Origin of the sequence: Pantoea sp. UBA7232 (assembly GCF_002473195.1) — a bacterium.
Lineage (GTDB): Bacteria > Pseudomonadota > Gammaproteobacteria > Enterobacterales > Enterobacteriaceae > Pantoea > Pantoea eucrina.
Window position 1 is genome coordinate 60,024 of record NZ_DKTK01000004.1, and the last position, 21,542, is coordinate 81,565.

A 21,542-nucleotide genomic window follows, 5' to 3' on the forward strand; every position below is an offset into this window, starting at 1 on the left:
CCCGGCACGCCGGGGTTTTTTATTGCCCGCGCTCCGGCAGACCCAGCGCATCCGCCAGCTGGCGATACGCTGCCACCATCTCCTCCAGTGAAGCGCGGTTAAGGCCGCTGGGGTTTGGCAGCACCCAGATGCGCGTCTCCATCAGCGGCTGCGGCTGCTCGCCCCACTCCACTTTACGCTGCCGGAACGCACGCTGATACGCATCCTTGCCCAGCACCGCCAGCGCCCGCGGCTGATAGCGTAAAATTTTATCCTGCAGCCGCAGCCCGCCGTCGCGCAGCTCATCGCCGCTCAGCTCGCTCGCTTGCGTGGTGGGACGCTCAACCAGCGCGGTGATACCGCAGCCGGTCTCCAGCAGCCGCCGCTCCTGCTCCGGCTTCAGCAGCTCGCGCGTAAAGCCGGCCAGATAGATCACTTTCCAGAAGCGGTTGCCGGGATGCGCGAAATGGTAACCGGTATGCGCAGATGATTTGCCGGGATTGATGCCGCAGAACAGCACCTGCAGATCGTGCGAGAGAATATCGCGAATGTCGTGGTCGGGTTGCATACGCCTCTGAATGCCTGGTAAACGTGCTTAAAGCGTAGAGTATTCAGCGGGATGGGGAAAGCGTGGCGATTGCGATAAGTGAAAACCCAGCACCCGCCGCCCGGCCAGTTAACGATTTCTTTTACCGCCTGTGCAGCAAAAAAGCGCTCAAACTGTTGTGGCAATCACTCCTGTCACAGCAGCATGCGGATTTTTTCATTAATATCAATCACTCACCATTGTGCTAATTTTCACCAACCGATCGGTGAACGCTGGATCGCCTCTGCCAGATACTTTATAATCCCCGCACTACTGGCCCCTTAGCTCAGTGGTTAGAGCAGGCGACTCATAATCGCTTGGTCGCTGGTTCAAACCCAGCAGGGGCCACCAAATAAAACAAGGAGTTAGATGAGAAATCGTCTAACTCCTTTTTCTTTTTATAGGAATCGGGTCAGGTAATGGGTCAGGTAAGGAATTGCTTCCCTGCCCTCTTCATCTCGCTGCCAGCATCCTCGGATAGTACTTCGCCACGATATTATTCATCTTTTCTGTCAGATCGTACCGCTTAAACATGATGTGTGCAGTTCCCTTCTGGAAGTAACGTATACCGAAAAAATCATCTTCGTAAACATCCTTCGAAGGGTTATCCCGAATATGCTCCATCAATCGGGTAGTAACATCGCCACGATTGTCAGGTATCGCTTTACCATCGAGCAGAAACAACATTCTTTCTAGGTCTGCCAGCTGATCTCGTCTCCAGCCCCAGTTCAAACTAAATCCCCAGCGATTGTGACTCACCAGGTTGTTGACGATGATCTTTTTACCAAAGCAGCAGGGACTATTGGTTTTGTAATCCCACGACAGCCCTTTAAAGACATTGATGATCCCTCGTTCGAAGACATCCATTTTGTTGAGATGTAATTGTTCAAAGGTGGTGAGGATATTCACTTCGCTGATGTCTGGAAGGTCGCCCACCTCAAGGTCCTTATGCCACTGGTCGCGGGCTTGGGCATCCATCAAGGCCATCATGCCGGACTTCAACATCAAGTCTCGCCAGATACTGCGGTCAATATTACGGGTAATGGCAGGTATGGCTTTATCCACCGTCTCTGTTAACCAGCAATCATAGCGGTGCCCGGATTTCATCGCCCAGTCTTGCGCGGTTCCACCGCCGATTTCAGAGGTTAATCGGGAAAGACTATCAAGTATTTCGATAATCTGTTTAATCTGACTCAGGACAGCATCACGACCGCGTACAATGCGTTCAATATTGGTTGAGCAAATCAGTTCGCGATGTTCAGTTAATACTTCAGCCTGTGTTTGCATGATATTTTACCCATAGAAAAAAAATGTCCCTGCCAATACCGGCAGGGACATTATGTAAGGAGTGAATAAGAAGATAAGGTCAGGAAGGTAAATCAGGAAGACGGCACGCAAAATTTACTGGGCAATGTGCTTAGCCTTTTTTCGCAATAACCCCGTTGCTTGCCTTGCCCGGAGAATATCAACAGCCCGCAGATAAGGTGATGGCTCATGACCAATCAATCCTTGTCTGTCGATACGTACCAGTTCGTACTTATCTACCAAGAAGTTAACCGCGTCGGTGAGAATGATACCGGCATCAATATGTTCCTGAATAACCCGATCTTCACTAAAAGGCGTGTCGTTTAATGTCAGTCCATAATGCTGTTGCAACACATGGGCCAAAAGCATTTGCCAGATAGTCAACGGAGGCAAGCAAGGCTTAGCCCCTCGGTTATTTAATAAAGGTAAGCTTTTCATAACGAACTCTCAGGTGGATGAATAGAGATTAATGTTTTGAGGAATAAATGATGGGAATAAAATTGCCAGACTGTCAGGAAGGCAATGCAGCTAATCCTATAAAAGCAATATCAATCAAATAGTTGATTACAGTCCACGCATTCATAGCGTTCGAATATGACGCCATCCAGTGCAGCCCCTGCCACAGCACCTGCGGTTGCTCCAGCGATAAATCGGCCCAATAATGCCCCCATCGCTGCACCGGCAAGGGTGCCAACAACAGGAATGGCCGAGCCAATGGCAGCCCCACTTAAAGCCCCTGATACGCCGCCAGCAACAGCGCCCCCTTTCTTGCCAGTATGACGCTCCCGAACTCGGTAGGAGTTACATACTGGGCAACGAATGTTATTTTTCATCATAATTTCCTTCTGTGTTTGGGTAAGTTCCAGCTTCGTTTTTCAAAACAACGTTTTCATCATTGAATAATGTGCTGCTCAACGTCAGTCCACAGGACTGTAACAGCAGGCTTATCAGTAACATTTGCCAGACAATCCCAGGCGGTGGATATGGCATCGCCCCCTGCGGATTGTTGCAGGTAAGATTTTCATTTTTTCTCTCGCGTGAATTAAAAAGGTTTAACGTTTCGTGGGGTAAATGACGATGTAGACGTAGCCATGCGAACCAAGAGTATCAGCTTCACATGTCAGCCCTTTCGCATACAGTGTGACGCTGTGCTGGTGGCGGGGATTAAGTTCGCCGCTGGTGAGCATTAGTTCCATCTGTTTCATCAGTACCGGAAAGCCCTGGTCCAGATGGCATAACTCTGCATCATTGAATGTCCCAGTGATGCTGGTTCGGTCAGCAAGCTAATGCAGGCTGTTGCCCTCCTGGACCAACCGTGCGCCAAAGCTCGGGGTAATATCGCGTTTCAGTCCCCACCAGGGCGCTTTCGTGTGCTGGCTTACTGGCGGTATTTTATTCGACAAGGTAGTACTCCTTAAACATGAGTTAATTCAGCGTGACGCAACGCAGGGTCACATACGGGCCGTTACGGTTCTGGCGACGTTCCGCGAAGACAGCCAGTACCCCACTGATATCCTGCACCTCGCGACCGGCGTAGTGGCAGACGCTGCCAGACCATTTATATTTCCCTGTGCAGAAACGAAATAAGCGGGACTGCGGATGCTGACGGTAGATTGTCATCGCCTGACGCTTACTGATGATTTTCATCACTATTTTCTCCTTATAGCCAGCCGCGTTCGGCAAACGAGACAATCTCTATCCCGCCCACGACCAGATGGTCCAGCAGGCGAATGTCCACTAGGGCAAGTGCCTGCATAAGGCGCTGCGTAATGGTTTTATCTGCCTGGCTGGGTGTGGGGTCACCGGAAGGATGGTTGTGGGCGACTATCACCGCCGCCGCATTGAAGTAAAGGGCGCGTTTGACCGCCTCGCGGGGATGGACTTCGGTACTGCTGATGGTGCCGGTGAATAGCGTTTCGTGGGCAATAAGACGATGCTGATTGTCGAGATACAGCACCATAAACACTTCACGCTCCAGTGTGGCGAGGTGCAGGCGCAGCCAGTCGCGGGTGGAGCTGGTGGACGTGAAAGACACACCCGGCTCGCGCAGGTGGTGCTCAAGTAAGGATAACGCTCGTTTAACCGTCCGTTGGGCGGTTAACGGTAAGGTGTTGCATGTCGGGGAAGACGATACGGACATGAGGCTCTCTCGGGGCTGTGGAGGAAGGTCAACGGGGTTCTGCGCCATCTTAACTCTCTGTAATAATTAACAAATTGAATATGAAATGATTCTAAAGAGGGGGGCACCGAATGAACTATTTTTTATTTACCACCGGAGCCAGGCCCGACGAAGCATACCGTGAAATACGGTGATAAAATACACAACCCAATGGGTGGCTGACGGGGAGCTTTTCTAACATGCAGATAACAATCTCAGGACTGAAACCCACTCAGCATCGCTTCAGTCATTACCCAAAGGGCCCGGTTGAGCTTCACATCGCCGTCGATACCACGCACAGCGCGAGTATGCATTCGTCCGCCTTTTGCGCTACGGCCACTGAGCCCGCCTTTAATCAGGTTCTCCTGAATACGCTGGTAGGTGGTCCACAAGTCATTACTTTCATCCTGCCAGCGCCGGGGAGAAAGCACCTGCTGTGCAGTCACTGGTTGGTTTTCCTCACCGAAACGGTACGACAGTGCAGCCTGTGCCAGAGCCTGTTGGGCTGGTGGCGGCAACATCAGCGACTGCATGGCATCTCTTTTTTCCTCAACACGGTCAAAAACCCCCAGCACCTCATAAGCCCCTTCAATGACCTGATTCACTACATCTCCTTTGTGAGGCACACGTACTTCGCCAAAAGACTCGCCGCAGACAAGGCCGTTCTGGCACACTGCACGGAATAATCCCGGCAACATCTGATACGAGCTGGTGCCGTCATGAGAGTTGAGCAGAATGATTTCCGGGACTTGCTTGCCGGTAATTTGCCCCTCCCGACGCAGGCGCAGCATGTGCTTTGTGTGCTCGCGGCGACCTGGGTCACGCACTCTGGTCTGACATGCAAAGAAGGGCTGAAAGCCTTCGCGCTGCAGACTGTCGAGGAGAGAAATCGTGGGTATATATGTGTACCGTTCACTGCGAGATTCGTGTTTGTCCTCGCTGAAAACACTGGGCACTACACGAAATAGCTCTTCGCGGGTTAACGGACGGTCACGACGAATAGAACAGGCATTGCCAAAACGAGAAGCTAAACGAGACATAGGGATTCTCCTCAGTAATTAAACTGATAAATGATTCGATAAATGGATTAAATGAGAGATCGCTGATGGGAGAGTGAAAAATACAACTGTGGCGGATAAATCAGTCAATCAGACGAAAGATTTGCGTCTGCTCCGGATGCTGAAGGGCATAGTCACGCAATTGGTAGAAATACTCCACCAGCACCGGGCTTTCCGTTTTAAGAGACCAGATGCTGTAGACCATAAGACAAACGGCAATACCGGCGGCCTCAGGGCTTAATCTCGCATCATTACCGTTATGGGGATTGAACATATCCAGTAAGGTTTCCGGCATATCCGGCCAGATGAAAGCACCGCCGTTGGTGAGCATACTGAACTCCCAGAAAGCCCCTTGATAAATTTCACACATTTCGTCCATTAATCCGAAGATGTGGGCTTCCATACACTCCCAGTCAGGTACAGCGCCGAAATAAAAGCGCCAGAAGGTGCTGCGTCCACTGGCATGGACAGGATTCGCTTTTACAGAATCAGACTCCGGGGTATGAATATTTAGCATGGCAGTAACCCTTTGATTTAAATTTTTTTAGTGAAAAATAAAAAAGCCCCGCACCGTAAGGTGGCAGGGCTGTGGATATGAGGCTTAACTGATGGTCTGGATACTAAGGAATCTCAGTCAGGAGATTCATAGCGGTAATATATGTCTGAAATTTTTTACAATGAAAGAACACCAGCGGTAGGCCAGAAAACATTCAGGCGGCGCAGTCCACTCCGTTGAAATATCGGTAAGTGCAAGGGGATATTCTCCCGATCTGGTAGATATGATGGGCTGGCAAACCCGCATGGGGTATAATTATTAAAGGAATTTAATACTATCCCATGCATCATTTTCGGAAAGTTAACGACAGGAACAGACATGACCGACCAAATCAGCCAGGATACCATCAACAAAGCGTTGTGGGCCGCTTGCGATACCTTCCGGGGCACCATCAGCGCCGATACCTACAAAGACTTTATCCTCACCATGCTGTTCCTGAAGTACATCTCGGATGTCTGGCAGGACCATTACGACGCTTACAAAAAACAGTATGGCGATGAACCGGAACTGATTGACGCGATGATGGCCAACGAGCGTTTTGTTTTGCCGGAAAACGCCAGTTTTTATGCCCTGTATGAGCGCCGCCATGAGCCAGGTAACGGGGAGCGTATCGACCAGTCGCTGCATGCCATTGAGGAAGCCAACGGCACCAAGCTGAAAGATGCCGGGAAAAGCGTGTTCCAGGACATATCGTTTAACACCGACCGCCTGGGGGATGAAAAGCAGAAAAACACCATCCTACGTCAGTTGCTGGAAGATTTCGCCGGTGAGGCTCTTAACCTGCGGCCGGGGCGCGTTGGTAAACTGGACGTTATCGGTAATGCCTATGAATACCTGATTAAGAACTTTGCCGCCAGCGGCGGGCAGAAAGCCGGGGAGTTCTATACCCCGCCAGAAGTCTCCGACCTGATTGCCGAACTGCTTGCTCCCCAGCCGGGAGATACCATTTGTGACCCGGCCTGCGGTTCAGGCTCGCTGCTGATGAAGTGTGGCCGTAAAATTGTCTCTGAGCATAACAGCCGCAGCTATGCCTTGTTCGGGCAGGAAGCGATTGGGTCAACCTGGTCGCTGGCAAAAATGAATATGTTCCTCCACGGTGAGGACAACCACAAAATCGAGTGGGGCGATACCATTCGCAATCCAAAATTGCTCGATAAACACGGCGATCTGATGCTGTTTGATATCGTGACCGCCAACCCACCGTTCAGCCTGGATAAATGGGGTCATGACGAGGCCGAGAACGATAAGTTTGGCCGCTTCCGCCGTGGCGTACCACCGAAAACCAAGGGGGATTACGCTTTTATCCTCCACATGATTGAAACCCTGAAGCCGGGTACCGGACGTATGGGCGTCGTGGTTCCTCACGGTGTCCTGTTCCGTGGCTCCAGTGAAGGTAAAATCCGCCAGAAACTGATTGATGAAAACCTCCTGGATGCGGTGATAGGCCTGCCCGAGAAGCTGTTCTATGGCACCGGCATTCCTGCGGCGATTCTGATTTTCAAAAAACAGAAAGTGGATGACAAGGTGCTGTTTATTGATGCCAGCCGGGAATGTAAGGCGGGTAAAAATCAGAACCAGCTCAGCGAAGAGAATATCCGCAAGATTGTTAAGACCTATCGCGAAGGCGATAACGTTGAGAAATACGCCTATCTTGCCAGCCTGAAAGAGATTCAGGATAACGACTACAACCTCAATATTCCGCGCTATGTCGATACCTTTGAGGAAGAGGACGAGATTGATTTACTTGCAGTCCGTGCTGAACGCGAGCAACTGAAAGCAGAACTCGCTAAGCTGGAAACTGAGATGGCGGGTTATCTGAAGGAGTTGGGTTATGGTGCCTAAGGGATGGATGTCTTGTTGTATTGCAGATAACGTCAGTTTCACTGGCGGGGCTCAACCACCTCGTGAGGTTTTTGTCGGTGAGCCAAAAGAGAATTATATTAGACTAGTTCAGATAAGGGATTATAAAACAGACAAATTTGCCACTTATATCCCAAGGGAGTTAGCAAAGAAGTTTTGCTTGAAGTCAGATGTGATGATTGGCCGTTACGGTCCACCAATCTTTCAGATTTTACGTGGCATTGAGGGGGCCTATAATGTTGCCCTAATTAAAGCTACCCCCAAAAAAGGGGTGGATAATGAGTATATGTATTACTTTTTGTGCAACGAGCCTTTACTTCGGGTTATAGAATCTTATTCACAAAGGACGTCGGGCCAGACAGGCATTGAAATGGATGTTCTGAATACATATCCAATGCCACTCCCTCCCCTCCACGAACAAAAAAAAATCGCCCAAATCCTGTCCACCTGGGATAGCGCGATTTTAGTGACGAAAAAGCTTCTCACCAACAGTCAGCAGCAGAAAAAATCGCTTATGCAGCAATTGCTTACAGGGAGAAGACGCTTGGGAATCCCTGCTGGTAGCTATGAGGTTAAGATCACTCGCTATGGCTCGCTCCCAAGAGATTGGGAGTATCCAGCCATAAAAGAAATATGTACTCAAATGAGCGAGAAGAATTCAGCCGGTATAGACTACCCAGTCCTCTCATGCTCCAAGTATGACGGTTTTGTCGATTCTCTGAAATATTTTAACAAGAAAGTTTACAGTGATGACTTATCTGGTTACCGATTAATCCATAAAGGTTGTTTTGGTTTTCCGTCTAACCATATAGAAGAAGGCTCGATCGGCATACAGAACCTTTATGAAACTGGCATCATTAGCCCGATTTATGTGGTTTTTCGTGCATCGCCGACTCGAGTAGACAACTCTTATTTATACGCGGTATTCAAAACGGATCACTATAAGCAAATCTTTGGTGCAGCAACCAATGCCTCTGTTGACCGCAGAGGAAGTCTTCGATGGAAAGAATTTAACCAGATTCATGTGCCCCTACCACCATTGAAAGAACAACAAAAAATCGCCGCCGTCCTCTCTGCTGCCGATGCTGAAATCTCTACGCTGGAGAAAAAACTCGCCTGCCTGGAGGAAGAGAAAAAAGCCCTGATGCAACAGTTACTCACAGGTAAGCGTCGGGTGGTTGTTGATGCGGACACTGCGTGATGAAACTGACCAAAAATGCCCCCTTGACCGATGCCGAAATTGACTGGCTGGAAGAGGTGTTGCTGAAATACGGCAATGATGACTCCGTGCTCTGTTTTTCTGAGCTGGATGGTTTCCTGACGGCGATTGTCTCTGGCCCGAACATGATTTCCCCGAATATCTGGCTCGATGCTATTTGGGGGCGGGGTGATTACCACCCTCGCTGGAGCACCGAGAAAGAGATGACACGATTTGTGAGCCTGTGTTTTCAGCATCTGAACGATATCGCGGGCTGTCTGTATGAGGCACCTGACCAGTTTCAGCCGATTTTCAATGGTCGTGAAGTGAAGGGAAAGACATATATCATCGTCGAAGAGTGGTGCTTCGGGTATATGAAAGGCCGGTCGCTTGGTGACTGGTCAGCCCTGCCGGAAGCCTTACGTCCCTCGCTGGACGCGATAGCCCTGCATGGTGTCGAAAAGAATTTCCCGGTGGTTGAGAAACTGTCGCCCGCGCAGTTTGAACAGAGTATTGCGCTTATTCAGCCTGCCGCGCTGGCTCTGTATCAGCACTGGCTGGCGCAGCGGATGCCTGCCGAGGTTGCTCGCCCGACACCCGTCAGGCGTGATGCCGGGCTGACGGGACGGAATGACCCGTGCCCGTGCGGCAGTGGTAAAAAATTTAAAAAATGCTGCCTGCACTGAATGTGCCGGGCGTGAATTGTCGCTGAAGGAAAGCGGTTGTCAGCGGTGACAAAAAGGATAAGCAATGACCCCGACCAGCACCCCGAAGTTCCAGGAAGAGTACAGCGCAAAAATCCCGGCCCTGACGTTATTGTCCGCTCTGGGGTGGACCTTTTTGTCACCGAAACAGTGTCTGGCTTACCGGGGGGGTAAGCAGGATGAGGTGGTACTACGTCCAATTCTGCGCGAAGTCTTATCTACCCGCACCTTTATCGCCGACGGCAAGGTTTGCCCGTTATCCGATAAGGCGATTGATAACCTGCTATCACAAGTCTGCTCGCCCGCCCTCAATGAAGGGCTGCTGAAAGCCAATGAGCGGATATATAACCACCTGCTTTATGGCATTGCCGTGACCGAGTTTGTTGACGGTAAAAAAGTGAACCCTACCATTGCCCTGATTGACTGGGTACATCCTGAGAACAATCAGTTCCACTTTACCGAAGAGTTTAGCGTGCTGCGCTCAGGCGGTGTCGAGACCCGTCGCCCGGATATTGTCTGCTTTGTAAATGGCATCCCGCTGGCAGTGATTGAGGCCAAGCGCCCGGACGGGCACGGCAATAAGGGCCCCACCACGGATGAGGGGATATCCCAGAGCCTGCGTAATCAGCGCAACGATGAAATCCCGCAGTTATTTGCCTACAGCCAGCTGTTGCTGTCCATCAACGGACATGATGGCCGCTACGGCACCTGCCATACCCCGATGAAGTTCTGGGCAGCCTGGCGTGAGGAAGACATTACCGATGCGCAGATGGTCACCCTACGCAATACACCACTCACTCCGGCACAAACGGAGGCCCTGTTTGCCCATCGTACCGGGGCAGACCGTCAGTGGTATCAGCAGCTGATTGCCGGGGGTGAACTGGCGGTTAGCGGGCAGGATAAGCTGCTGATTAGTTTGCTGTCCCCATCGCGCCTGCTGGAGATGACCCGGCTCTTTACTCTATTTGATACAAAAACCGGCAAAATTGTTGCCCGCTATCAGCAGGTGTTCGGTATTAAACGTCTGCTGGAGCGCATCAATACCCGCCGTCCTGACGGCGGCCGGGAAGGTGGGGTTATCTGGCATACCACCGGCTCCGGTAAATCGTACACTATGGTTTTCCTCAGCAAGGCGCTAATTCTGAACGACAGCCTGAAGCAGTGTCGTATTGTTGTCGTCACCGACAGGACTGACCTGGAAAACCAACTCAGCAAGACCTTTGCCTCCGGTGGTGAGTTATCCGGTACTGGCGACAAAAAAAAGGCCATGGCGACCTCCGGGCAGATGCTGGCGAAACAAATCGGTTCCGGCAATGAGCGTATCATCTTCACGCTTATCCAGAAATTCAACTCTGCCACAAAACTGCCGGAGTGCATAAATACCAGCTCGGATATCATTGTATTGATTGACGAGGGCCACCGCAGTCAGGGCGGGGAAAATAATGTCCGCATGCAGCTGGCGCTGCCGAATGCCGCCTTTGTGGCCTTCACCGGGACGCCGCTGCTAAAGGAAGACAAAACCACCAGCAAGTTTGGCCCGATTGTCCACGCCTACACCATGCAGCGGGCAGTGGAAGATCAGGCGGTGACGCCGCTGCTGTATGAGGAGCGCATTCCCGACCTCGAAGTCAATGACCGGGCCATCGATGCCTGGTTTGAGCGTATTACTGACGGACTGAGTGAGGCGCAAATTGCTGACCTCAAGCGCAAATATGCCCGCAAGGGGGCGGTATACAGTGCCGATGACCGTATTCGCCTGATTGCGCTGGATATCACCAGCCACTTCTCAAAAAATATTGATGAAGGTCTAAAAGGCCAGCTGGCCTGTGACAGTAAGGCCACGGCCATTCGCTATAAAAAATATCTGGATGAAGCCGGGTTATTCGAGTCGGCAGTGGTTATCAGCGCCCCGGATACCCGAGAGGGGAACACCGGTGTGGATGAGAGTCGCCAGCCGGAAGTAACAAAATGGTGGAAAGACAATGTGGGCTCGCAGGATGAGACGACATACACCCGTGACATCATCAACCGTTTTGCCACGGATGACAGCCTGAAGCTGCTGATCGTGGTGGATAAGCTGCTCACCGGGTTTGATGAGCCGAAAAACACCGTACTGTATATCGACAAGCCGCTGAAGTCCCATAACCTTATCCAGGCGATAGCGCGGGTCAACCGCTTACACCCGCTGAAGAAATTCGGTCTGCTGATTGATTATCGCGGCATTCTGGCTGAGCTGGATACCACTATCGGTCAGTATCAGGACCTGGCCTCCCGGACCCAGGGAGGCTACGACATCAGCGATATTGACGGGCTCTACAGCGCCATGAGTACGGAGTACAAACGCCTGCCACATCTCTATAACCAGCTGTGGGCCATCTTTACGGGTGTCAAAAACAAGCAGGACATAGAACAGCTACGGGCGGTGCTGGTGCCCCGAATGGAAGCGCGCGACGGTGAATTGACTGATATCCACCAGAAAACCCGGGATGACTTCTTCGAGGCGTTAACTGCCTTTGCCGGATGCCTGAAGGTGGCCCTGCAGTCTGCCACCTTCTTCGCAGATAAAAGCTTTACCGAGCAGGACCGCAATCTCTACAAGGAGACGGTGAAGCAGATGTCCAGCCTACGCCAGTGGGCGATGCAAGTCAGCGGCGAACAGGTCAACTACGACGACTACGCTGAACAGGTGAAAAAGCTGCTGGATAAGCATGTGAGCGGCGTGGAAGTGCGTGAACCCGGCGGGGCTTATGACGTTGGGCTGATGGGGAAAAGTGAACAGCCGGAAGCCTGGGAAACTGACAAGACCCGCAATGAGACCGATATCATCAAAACCCGTGTGACGAAGATGATTGAACAGGACCTGCGGGATGACCCGTACGCGCAGGAGTGTTTCTCAAAACTGTTGCGCATGGCGATTGAAGAGGCCGAGAAACTGTTCGACCATCCCCTGAAGCAGTACCTGTTGTTTCAGGAGTTTGAACAGCAGGTGCAGGCCCGCAAGCTCAGCGATATCCCGGAAGCCCTGTCAGTCAACCGACACGCTCAGGCCTACTACGGGGTGTTTAAAAAAGAACTCCCGGAGGTATTTGACCTTCATGATGCACAAGTCCAGGACCAATGGAGCAAACTGGCCTTTGAGGTGGATGACATTATTATCAGTGCCGTAGCCGAAAACTCCCTCAATCCACAGGATATTGAAAAAGTCGTGAAGACCCGATTGCTGCCATTATTGTTTGCGGCCTGCAGGGAAGCGGGTGCGGGCATGAATCAGGTGAACCGTATCACTGAATCCCTGGTCCAGATACTGCGAGTGGGTCTGAATAAATAATGCGTGAGAAAGCGCCGTCATCCTTACCGGCCCTGCAACTGGTTTATGCGGGTGAGTCGATTACCGTCCAGTGCGTCCCGCGCCGGGTGGTAAAAGGCCGGTTGCTCATCAAAGTCCACCCAGACGGACGGGTGGTGGCCTCCGTACCGCCAGATACCTCCGAACAGGTGGTAATGAGTGCGCTGAAAAAAAGAAGCCGCTGGATATACCAGCAATTACGGGACTTCAGGGCACAGCAGGCGCATGTCATTCCCCGGCAGTACGTGAGTGGCGAAAGTCACTACTATCTGGGTAAGCAGTATCAGCTGAAAGTGATTGAAGCCGCCACGCAGCCACAGAAAGTGAAAATGTTACGCGGTTGCCTGGAGGTCACGGTGAGACATAAATCAGCAGAGAAAGTGAAATCTCTGTTGGCTGACTGGTACCGGGAACGCGCCAGAGAGGTCTTTCAGCGCCGCCTCGATATCCTGGTACCCCAGACGCTTTGGATCAGCGAACGTCCGCCGGTTCGCCTGCGAGCGATGCAGACCCAGTGGGGGAATTGCTCCGCGAAAGGTTGCCTGACACTCAATCCCTGGCTTGTCAAAGCCCCTGCGGAGTGTATCGACTATGTTTTACTGCATGAGCTTTGTCATGTGGCAGAGCATAACCACAGCGACGCCTTTTACCGCCTGATGGGGCAAGTAATGCCCGGATGGGAGACAGTCAAAAAACGCCTGGACGGCATGGCAGAAATGCTGCTGTCGGGGATGTTACAGACAGAGGATGAAAGATGAAATACTCGATTATTACCCTGCTGTGCCTGATGCTCGCCCCGACCGTGCAGGCAGATACTTACCGGTACCGAAACGGCATCATGACAGGGACGACGCAGCAGAGCGATCATGACACAACTTACCGGGACCGTAACGGGGTGATGACCGGACGCGCCTCTGAAGCCTCAGGACGCACCGTCTCGCGCGACAGGAACGGTATCATAACCGGAACGTCATCAACAGACAGCTCTGGCAGAACGCAGTACCGGGATCGAAATGGGGTAATGAGCGGCAGCGCCACCACGGATAGCGGCGGAAAAACCATATACCGTGACCGCAATGGCGTGATGACCGGCACCCGACAGAAACAGAACTGACTGACACCTCGTTGTTGTTGGCTTTAATAAATCATCAAACAAACTTATAGGACTGCTACAACCTGCTACATGTAGCAGGTTGTAGCAGGGTATTGAATGCAATTTCAATTTTTACTAAAAGAATGAAGCCAAAGGAAATGCGCTAATGACTCTTTGTCATAAATTCAACCGCTATCATACAGTTAGATTGCAGCACCTCGTTCGACTGAAAAATACGACTGTTGAGCAGGCATTGTAATCATGGGACACGTAAACTATAAGGTAAAAAAAGTTGGGGACCTGCTAAAGCAGCATCTCACCATTCCTTCATACCAGCGCCCCTACAAATGGCAGCCTAAACATGTTAATCAACTGATTGATGATGTGTTAAGCCACCGGGATAAAGAATGCTATCGGCTTGGAACGGTGGTATTGCACAAAGAAGAATTTCAACCCACTCATGCCGCTGAGCTTAATATTGTTGATGGTCAGCAACGTCTTCTTACCCTGACCTTGCTTTGTTCTCTACTTGATCATAACGCTGAGTTTTCAGCCCCTCTTCTGGAAAACACTTTTGATTCAAGGGCAAGCATCAATAACCTTGAGCACAATGCCAAAGTCATTGAGAACCGTCTTGTGGGACTCAATGATAATCAGCGCAAATCACTACTTCACTTCGTGTGTGACAAATGTGAACTGATTGAAGTGACGCTCGATGATTTGAGCGAAGCCTTTCAATTTTTCGACTCGCAAAATGCCAGGGGTAAAGCCCTTGCACCTCATGATTTGCTAAAGGCATACCATTTACGCGAGATGATGGAAACAACCGGACAGGCGGAACGGTTACATCACGTTAGTTTGTGGGAGCAAGGGGTTAGTCCGGATGATGAGTCTGCCAACCTTCAACTCATTATGGGCGAGTTTTTATTCCGTCAGCGCCGTTGGCTGGATGGCGACTATGGGATTCAGTTCAGTCGTCACAATCTTGAGGTGTTCAAAGGCATCAACCTATCCACATGTGATTACCACTACCTGCAGTCTCTGCTGGCCCTGGATTTTGCCGTTGAACATTACAATAACGACCCCGCAAGGAAGTGGGATAAGCAGCATCAGTCTTATCCGTTTCAAATTAATCAGATCATCATTAACGGAAAACGCTTTTTTGAGTACATCCAGCACTACAAGTCTTTGCATCACACCCTGTTTGATGGTGAGAAAGCGTTGCTTGGCGATTTCTTAAAAAAACATACCCGTTATTCCGGCAGTTCACGTAAGGGAGATATATATATCAAAAATCTCTTTATGTGCGCGGTGATGGCCTATTACGACAAGTTTGGTGATAACGAACTAGCTCAGGCGGCAACGATCTGTTTTTGCTGGAGTTACTACTTACGACTGCAATATCAAAAAATCGGCATGGACAGTATTGATAGCTATGCGCGTGAGGCCAGAGGACTGTTAAGAGTGATGGGTAAAGCCATCCACCCACAACAAGTTCTGCGCTTCGAGCCAAAGCGATGTGAAAATATTCGCTTTCTCAATGCCAGATCCGTACAGGATTCAATCGCTCAAATGCTGGGAGATGTCGATGACAACAAGTAACGATTTAGCATTGCTGACTATCGAAAAATTATTCAGCGAAAACAGTCATTATGTTATTCCCATTTACCAGCGTAACTACGCATGGGGAGCAGCGGAGATCGAGCAGCTCATTCAGGACATTGCCGATGGTGTTCAAAACCTCAAAAAGACCGGAGAACAAAAAGAGGCTAAATACTATCTGGGCAGCCTGGTAGTGTATATCCGAGATGGTGCTGATAGCCCTCATAAAGATGCAATCGTTTATGAAACGATTGATGGACAGCAAAGACATACAACGCTGTCGATTTTGCTCGCATACTTAAAAACCGTTGTTCATAGCAGCAAACAAGCTTTATCGCACCTTGACCTCAATCTTGACTTTGACAGCCGCCCCAAATCAGCACGAACACTGCAAAATCTGTTTCAACAGGCGCAGAGGAATGATCCGGAAGAACCCTCAATCCGGGCTGCGTTTAGCCTTATAGAGCACTACTTTGAGACCCATAACATAGACACCAGCGACTTCTGCCAGTATCTGCTCAAACACGTGACTATTTTGCGTGTCCCAGTGCCCAAAGATACCGACCTCAATCACTACTTTGAAATCATGAATAACCGGGGTGAGCAACTGGAAAAACATGAGGTATTGAAAGCACATTTGATGTCAGTTTACAGCGGTGACACGGCTTCAAGAAATAGCTTTTCAGCCATATGGGATGCCTGTGCAGACATGGGGCGCTATGTGCAATTAGGCTTTAGCCCGGAGGCTCGCAAGGTTTTATTTGGCGAAAAATGGTTAGGTTTCCCAACCGATTTTGAGGCAATCAAATGCGTGACAGAAACCCATCATGGCACAGACGAAAAACCTACACTGCGGAACATTATCGGGACTCGACGCTTTCATTACACGGATAACGACAATGAAAAAGTCAAAGAGCAGCGCTTTGATTCTATTATCGATTTCTCAAACTTTCTGCTACATGTTCTGAAAGTGACTGTTGCCGATACCGTTTCTCTGGATGATAAAAAGCTGCTCCAGGCCTTTGAGATCATAAAAAATGACAGAGAAAAAATCACTCAGTTTGCATTTGATTTGTTGAAGTTTCGGGTCTTGTTTGACCGCTATATTATTAAACGCGATCAGGACGAGAAGTGGAGCTTGCTGACGCTTGAATACTATGCCAGAGACAGGAACTCGAGTTTTAGCTATAACAACTCTTTCGACCAGGATGGCTTGTCTGGAGTAAACAGAAAACTGACGATGATCTTGTCGATGTTCCATGTCTCACACCCTGCCTATGTTTACAAGCGATGGCTCAATCGCTCTCTGGTCATTCTGAATGGTCTTGCTTCGAACGAACTGGACATAAACGGAACGGCTTATCTGGAGGCGCTTGAGAAGCTCAGCAGTGAGTTTCTGGCTGAGATCTGTGGTGAAAAAGGGCAATTTAATGCTGAAGCTCTGCATCGGGGCACTGGTGTGCAGAACTATGTGTTTAATTTGCTCGATTATCGCTTGTGGCGTGATCTCACTGCGGGTCAGAGCTTCGACGGTAAAGGGGCTAATCATCCCGATATTAAGAAACACTTCGAGGATTTCCAGTTTTCACCGAGTCGAACATCGGTTGAGCACTACTTTCCCCAAACCGATCCATCTGGAGCAAATAAAATGGGGAATGATGTCCATCGTTTCGGGAATCTTTGCCTGATTTCACCAAGCAGCAACTCAAGACTCAGTAACTATTCTCCTGCGGATAAGAAAAAGTTCTATGCTGAAACAGAGCGATCTGAGAGCTTAAAACAAGCCATCATGATGAGCTATGAGGAATGGGGACCTGAGCGACAAGGTATCAAAAACATTGAAAGCCATGAAGAGGTGATGTTGGCTCTACTTAGCGAAGACTTAAGTATGTTGCTTTGACACGTTCCCCCTGATGAATCATCAATATAGCCGTGAGCCTGCGGGCATGATTTTTATCGTGAGATTCATGAATAGCCTTCTGCATCAAGCGTCGTTCGTCATGAGTTATTGGTGCTAGGATCGGCATCGCTTAATCCGGTTGGTGATTTTGGTTGCTTTAACAATTGATCAGATCGCAAAATCCCGACTAAGTTCCCTTTAAGGGATCTACTATTCCGCGCAGCTATTTAGTTAACTGAAAGAGTGGGTGATGACTATGAACTTAGGCTTTTTTTTTGGTGCAGGAGCAGAAATTGGGTATGGTTTACCAAGTGGAGGCAAATTTGCCATTGATCTTTTTAGACAAGATCCAAGTCAGTATAAAACTGAGCTCCGCCAACAACTGCGATTAGTGGATTCACGCTCACCTTACGCCAATGATTGGCTACCTCAGGGATATGCTGATAAAAGCATTTATGCTTTTGGACGTAACGAGTTTTCTAGTATTATTGAATCATCTATCGAATATAAACGTGAAGAAATAATTCGCCGTCTAAATCGTTTTGATCAAGAGTGTGATGATGCCCTATTAACTCTAGGAATTGATAAGGCCATATTAGAAAATTTATTTTCAGAGTTAACAGGACATGTCATTGGTGAGCGTCTGTATACACATGATATTCGTCTTAACGAGTTACTAGCCAGAGATGTTAGATTATTCGAGTCTGAATATTACTCCGCTATGTTGGACGTGGTGCGAGAATCAGATAACAATGATGATTTAAAAAGGTACGTCATATCATTTTTACAATTATTGGTCGGTGCACACGGTCAATCTCTTGTTCAACGCCTAAACCAAGATTTATTTGAGGCTGCACCGGATGATTTACCCATCTTCGATGATATTACCGGTATGTTCCGTCTGGAGTTTAACCGCATTGGTTCGACAGCTTTGGAACTATTGCTGGAAGAAAATAGAAATTTCAATATTGATGAGGATGCAACAGCTCTTACACTTTTCTGTGCCATAGCCCAAAAAGTATTAGAGAATCTGTTCACTACAGTACTCGACTACCAGAAATTGATAGATGACCATTTCCGATATCTCTTCTCACCTTCCACAGAATGGGCTAAATTTACTCGGATGGTTATTTTCCTCAAGATCGCACGCGATTATATTAGTGCCCAGGCACCATCTATCGAAGATCTTCCCGATCATGGCTATTATCATGACTTAGCTACATTTGATGGTGATCTAACAATTTCAGCCATTGGTACGGCTAATTATAACAGCCTTCTGGCAGAGGTCTTCCGTGGTATGAATATAGAATTACCACAAATTATTCACCTGAACGGCAGTGTACACGACTACTATAACCCTTATAAAAATTCGGTTATTACTTGTGAAAATCCAGATAACGTAGACCAAAGTCAGATTCATGTTCCATTCATGCTGACGCAAAGCGGTCTTAAGCCTTTAACATCAGTAACTATGTCAAGACGATACGTTAGTCTTTTTGATGCTTATGCTGAATCTGATGCTATTGTTGTTGTAGGTTTTGGATTTAATAAAGATGATAGCCATATTAATGGACTTTTCCGTGAACTGGTTGAGAATAAAGGACGGAAATTAATTCTTATTTCGAGGCGTGTGGATGGAAGTGTTGAAGAACAGAAACGGCGGTTGCGTAACAAATTACGTATTTCCCATGAGTTTAACCATTTGCTAATAGTAATTCCAGTAGATGATCTCACAAGGTGTCAAGATGACCGACTATGGTTAGAGCAAGTTGTTGATACTTTGAACGAGGGATAAGGCAGCCGGTGATGGTGCTATAACCATTATTGTTCCTATTGATACTCGCCAGCCCTTATCTCCCTGATAAGGGCGCTAATTAATGCCAGTTAATTATTACTACACCCAAACGACCTATAACCGTCATCAAAGTTCTTGCTTTTCACTTTGGTGAGATAATCAATTCGATTCAGTAAATCGCCGGGATAAACATCATTAAGAATATCATCACGATTCATGGTATATTTACCATTAAACGGATACTGCACCAGATGCTGTCCCTCTTCGGGAGTCAGACTTAATGCGCTGCACCATGCCGAGGTGATCATGGTTCTTAACGTATCTTCATCCAGATTGAAATCCCCCAAGTGAAAGTAAGCATCCTTATTAAGAAACAGGAAGAGATGAAAGTGGCGTTTACCATTCTGGGTAAATTCCCGTACCCACGCATATCGGAGCGTATTAGGATGTACTCGTTTACCCTCCTTGCGCTTACGCTGTTCATCTGCTACCAGTTTGGCTTTCAAGGAATTAGTAAATCTTGATATAGATCCTGAATCTGTATTAGCGTTACAGGAAATGGTATCACCATTGTCCAGAATAACCGGATCATGGAGATCAACTCGTATTGCCAGTGTACGACTATGTTCTTTAACAGATTTTTTAATAACATCGATAATCCTTTCTTTGTATGATTTAACATGACTGCCATACTCGCTATTGTAGATATTCATAATAAGTTATCCCTCGATAGATAACAGTCATCGCATTACTGGCTATGGCTTATTAGTGTGCATATATACAGATGCTGTTAACAATACAATATAATAACTATCCGACACTAAATTTCAGACAAATAGTAGCCACAGCCTACGATGACTGATTAAAAATTACTCTTTAATTAGTTGCAATGAAGAGCGGTTAATAAACAGTTATTACGTCCTATCTTTGGTCTATTCGTTATATAAGAATATCGACAGGTTGTATGAAAATGGTTTTCCCTCTTTTCTCCGCCCGTATTTTGTTTTGCGAATAAAGTGTACTGAGAAGTTCATTCGCTTTGCTCCGGTTCCTGAACCGATTCGGACCATATTGCAAGATGGTTGTCTTCCTGATATACGGCACCACACATCGGTAGCAATAATCTTTTATCCACGAATAAAGTTCATCTGCTTCTGAACTGACCAACAGCAACGTCTGGGGTTTAGAGAAAATTCTCACATACTCATCCACATACCAGGCACTTATCTCTACTGCGGCTTCTACGGCAGTAAGTGATATCTCCCCTTCATCACCATTAAATTTATGCAGCAGAGCGGCAATCCTTGCCATATTTTCCGCCATTTTAGAGGCATAATCCTTAAAGCCAGACAGGAAGCCAATCAACCCCATTTCTGACTCGACTTTGTTATAAAATTCGAGCCAGCGTTTTTCAGCTTCGGGAGAGAAATGCAGGCACTGACGCTCATTTTCATCATTTTTGGCAATGCTCTCGTTAACGATCTCCATCAATCGTTTATGAAATACCGGCAGATGCTCGCTTGAGACAACCGGGCTGGTAATTTGTCTGTAACCCTGTGTTGAACCAGGCTGGCACATCAAACATCGCGCGAAGAATCCGATCCCTTTCGCTGTATCGCCTTTACGTTCCAGATACCCTTTTTTGAACACTTCAGGCTGAACCATCAACGCCAGTGTCATTCTGGCATCTTTGATTAATTTGTCTGGCTCGCTTTTTCTTTCCACGGAAAACATTGCGCCATCCCACATTTTGTTGATGAAAGGCAATTCATTCAGCGCATAGCCGTTAAAAATGGTGCCAGCTTCATCAGACATAAGCCCGATGGACCGCCAGCGCCCACTGAGATAGTCTTTTATCGCCGCTGGTGTGGCATCGCTGAATATCTGCCTAAACCTTACCGGTGCTTTCGGGGACGCCGCCAGCAGCGCTTTCAGCCGTTCATTCGTTGTAGAGTGATCTTTGTTACGGCGAATATCTGACTTCAGTTTTGACATCAGGGCTTTCTTTTCAACATTAAAAGCCGTTTCCTCATTCCGCCAGATGATCAGATCTTGGGTATATTTTTCAACCCATTCATCTTCCATCTGATACAATGGCTTCATCAGCAGTTTGTCCACCGTACTTTTGCGTTCACCAGATTCCGCCAGTGTCAGTAAAAAAAGCGATACCGGGCTGCGCAGATTATTCAGTCGGCACACATCAATCTTGTTCTGGCAGGCAAGAGAAATAACTCCCAGTACTGATGCGGCAATCAAAGCCTGGGGGGCCTGTGTATGCTGCTCTACTTCATATACCGCATTTCTGATGATCTGTGGGAACACATGTACAGGGAAAGGACGACCACACAGCATAGATACCTCTCATTCAGTTAACGTTTAAAACGATTTTACTCATATTGCTA

The 21,542-nt window shown here is 48.5% G+C and carries 20 protein-coding genes, 1 tRNA gene and 2 pseudogenes; 10 read left to right on the top strand and 13 right to left on the bottom strand.

The features are described from left to right. Positions 1–19 precede the first annotated feature (19 nt). Positions 20–547 (bottom strand): G/U mismatch-specific DNA glycosylase, encoded by a 528-nt coding sequence (gene mug, locus B4056_RS01470; RefSeq protein WP_039380244.1) that lies wholly within the window; start codon positions 545–547, stop codon positions 20–22. A 293-nt stretch (positions 548–840) separates the two neighbouring features. On the opposite strand from mug, the gene B4056_RS01475 reads away from it, so the two are divergent. Then, a tRNA-Ile gene (locus tag B4056_RS01475) sits at positions 841–916 on the top strand. A gap of 102 nt (positions 917–1,018) precedes the next feature. Here the strand turns inward: B4056_RS01475 and B4056_RS01480 are convergent. The 9 genes and pseudogenes from B4056_RS01480 to B4056_RS01520 all read right to left on the bottom strand — a co-directional run bounded on the left by B4056_RS01480 (position 1,019) and on the right by B4056_RS01520 (position 5,603). Beyond that, entirely contained in the window at positions 1,019–1,852 is an 834-nt protein-coding gene (locus B4056_RS01480) for a DUF4942 domain-containing protein (protein WP_288653586.1), read from the bottom strand. Positions 1,853–1,966: 114 nt separating this feature from the next. Further along, entirely contained in the window at positions 1,967–2,308 is a 342-nt protein-coding gene (locus B4056_RS01485) for a TA system toxin CbtA family protein (protein WP_288653587.1), read from the bottom strand. Between the two features lie 110 nt (positions 2,309–2,418). After that, positions 2,419–2,706 (bottom strand): hypothetical protein, encoded by a 288-nt coding sequence (locus tag B4056_RS01490; protein ID WP_288653590.1) that lies wholly within the window; start codon positions 2,704–2,706, stop codon positions 2,419–2,421. Further along, positions 2,693–2,860 (bottom strand): TA system toxin CbtA family protein, encoded by a 168-nt coding sequence (locus B4056_RS01495; protein ID WP_288653593.1) that lies wholly within the window; start codon positions 2,858–2,860, stop codon positions 2,693–2,695. The genes B4056_RS01490 and B4056_RS01495 overlap by 14 nt, the downstream gene beginning before the upstream one ends. A gap of 62 nt (positions 2,861–2,922) precedes the next feature. Continuing rightward, positions 2,923–3,273, bottom strand: a pseudogene (locus B4056_RS01500) (type IV toxin-antitoxin system YeeU family antitoxin). A gap of 22 nt (positions 3,274–3,295) precedes the next feature. Continuing rightward, the gene (locus B4056_RS01505) at positions 3,296–3,517 is read right to left on the bottom strand and encodes a DUF987 domain-containing protein (protein ID WP_288653595.1); all 222 of its coding nucleotides are present in this window, start codon (positions 3,515–3,517) and stop codon (positions 3,296–3,298) included. Between the two features lie 13 nt (positions 3,518–3,530). Further along, positions 3,531–4,010 (bottom strand): RadC family protein, encoded by a 480-nt coding sequence (gene radC / locus B4056_RS01510; RefSeq protein ID WP_288653598.1) that lies wholly within the window; start codon positions 4,008–4,010, stop codon positions 3,531–3,533. A 233-nt stretch (positions 4,011–4,243) separates the two neighbouring features. Continuing rightward, positions 4,244–5,068, bottom strand: a complete 825-nt coding sequence (locus B4056_RS01515; RefSeq protein WP_288653601.1) for a DUF932 domain-containing protein — start codon at positions 5,066–5,068, stop codon at positions 4,244–4,246. 100 nt (positions 5,069–5,168) lie between these two features. Next, positions 5,169–5,603, bottom strand: a complete 435-nt coding sequence (locus B4056_RS01520) for an antirestriction protein (RefSeq protein ID WP_288653602.1) — start codon at positions 5,601–5,603, stop codon at positions 5,169–5,171. 357 nt (positions 5,604–5,960) lie between these two features. Between B4056_RS01520 and B4056_RS01525 the strand changes: the two genes are divergently transcribed. From B4056_RS01525 to B4056_RS01560, 8 genes are all read left to right on the top strand, one after another. Further along, on the top strand, positions 5,961–7,484 hold the full coding sequence (locus B4056_RS01525; protein WP_288653604.1) for a type I restriction-modification system subunit M: 1,524 nt from the start codon (positions 5,961–5,963) through the stop codon (positions 7,482–7,484). After that, a complete protein-coding gene (locus B4056_RS01530) occupies positions 7,474–8,703 on the top strand; it encodes a restriction endonuclease subunit S (RefSeq protein ID WP_288653606.1) in 1,230 nt (409 codons plus the stop codon). The genes B4056_RS01525 and B4056_RS01530 overlap by 11 nt, the downstream gene beginning before the upstream one ends. Next, on the top strand, positions 8,703–9,386 hold the full coding sequence (locus tag B4056_RS01535; RefSeq protein WP_288653608.1) for a YecA family protein: 684 nt from the start codon (positions 8,703–8,705) through the stop codon (positions 9,384–9,386). The genes B4056_RS01530 and B4056_RS01535 overlap by 1 nt, the downstream gene beginning before the upstream one ends. Positions 9,387–9,450: 64 nt before the next feature. Further along, positions 9,451–12,732 (top strand): type I restriction endonuclease subunit R, encoded by a 3,282-nt coding sequence (locus B4056_RS01540; RefSeq protein ID WP_288653610.1) that lies wholly within the window; start codon positions 9,451–9,453, stop codon positions 12,730–12,732. Further along, the gene (locus B4056_RS01545) at positions 12,732–13,508 is read left to right on the top strand and encodes a M48 family metallopeptidase (protein ID WP_288653613.1); all 777 of its coding nucleotides are present in this window, start codon (positions 12,732–12,734) and stop codon (positions 13,506–13,508) included. The genes B4056_RS01540 and B4056_RS01545 overlap by 1 nt, the downstream gene beginning before the upstream one ends. Continuing rightward, entirely contained in the window at positions 13,505–13,864 is a 360-nt protein-coding gene (locus B4056_RS01550; protein WP_288653615.1) for a hypothetical protein, read from the top strand. Before B4056_RS01545 ends, B4056_RS01550 begins: the two co-directional genes overlap by 4 nt. Positions 13,865–14,104: 240 nt before the next feature. Continuing rightward, a complete protein-coding gene (locus tag B4056_RS01555; RefSeq protein ID WP_288653618.1) occupies positions 14,105–15,445 on the top strand; it encodes a DUF262 domain-containing protein in 1,341 nt (446 codons plus the stop codon). Beyond that, positions 15,432–17,345: a GmrSD restriction endonuclease domain-containing protein gene (locus B4056_RS01560; protein WP_376780629.1), complete on the top strand. Its 1,914-nt coding sequence runs from the start codon at positions 15,432–15,434 to the stop codon at positions 17,343–17,345. The genes B4056_RS01555 and B4056_RS01560 overlap by 14 nt, the downstream gene beginning before the upstream one ends. Here B4056_RS01560 and B4056_RS01565 read toward each other — a convergent pair. Further along, a pseudogene (locus B4056_RS01565) lies at positions 17,344–17,472 on the bottom strand (IS630 family transposase); the annotation flags it as partial. The gene B4056_RS01560 and the pseudogene B4056_RS01565 overlap by 2 nt on opposite strands. 123 nt (positions 17,473–17,595) lie before the next feature. Here B4056_RS01565 and B4056_RS01570 point away from each other — a divergent pair. Next, on the top strand, positions 17,596–19,140 hold the full coding sequence (locus tag B4056_RS01570; protein ID WP_288653621.1) for a hypothetical protein: 1,545 nt from the start codon (positions 17,596–17,598) through the stop codon (positions 19,138–19,140). 89 nt (positions 19,141–19,229) lie between these two features. Here the strand turns inward: B4056_RS01570 and B4056_RS01575 are convergent, their stop codons facing one another. Next, positions 19,230–19,853, bottom strand: coding sequence for an inovirus Gp2 family protein (locus B4056_RS01575; protein ID WP_288653622.1), 624 nt, complete (start codon positions 19,851–19,853; stop codon positions 19,230–19,232). Between the two features lie 226 nt (positions 19,854–20,079). Further along, positions 20,080–21,492: a YfjI family protein gene (locus B4056_RS01580; RefSeq protein WP_288653623.1), complete on the bottom strand. Its 1,413-nt coding sequence runs from the start codon at positions 21,490–21,492 to the stop codon at positions 20,080–20,082. Positions 21,493–21,542: the final 50 nt, after the last annotated feature.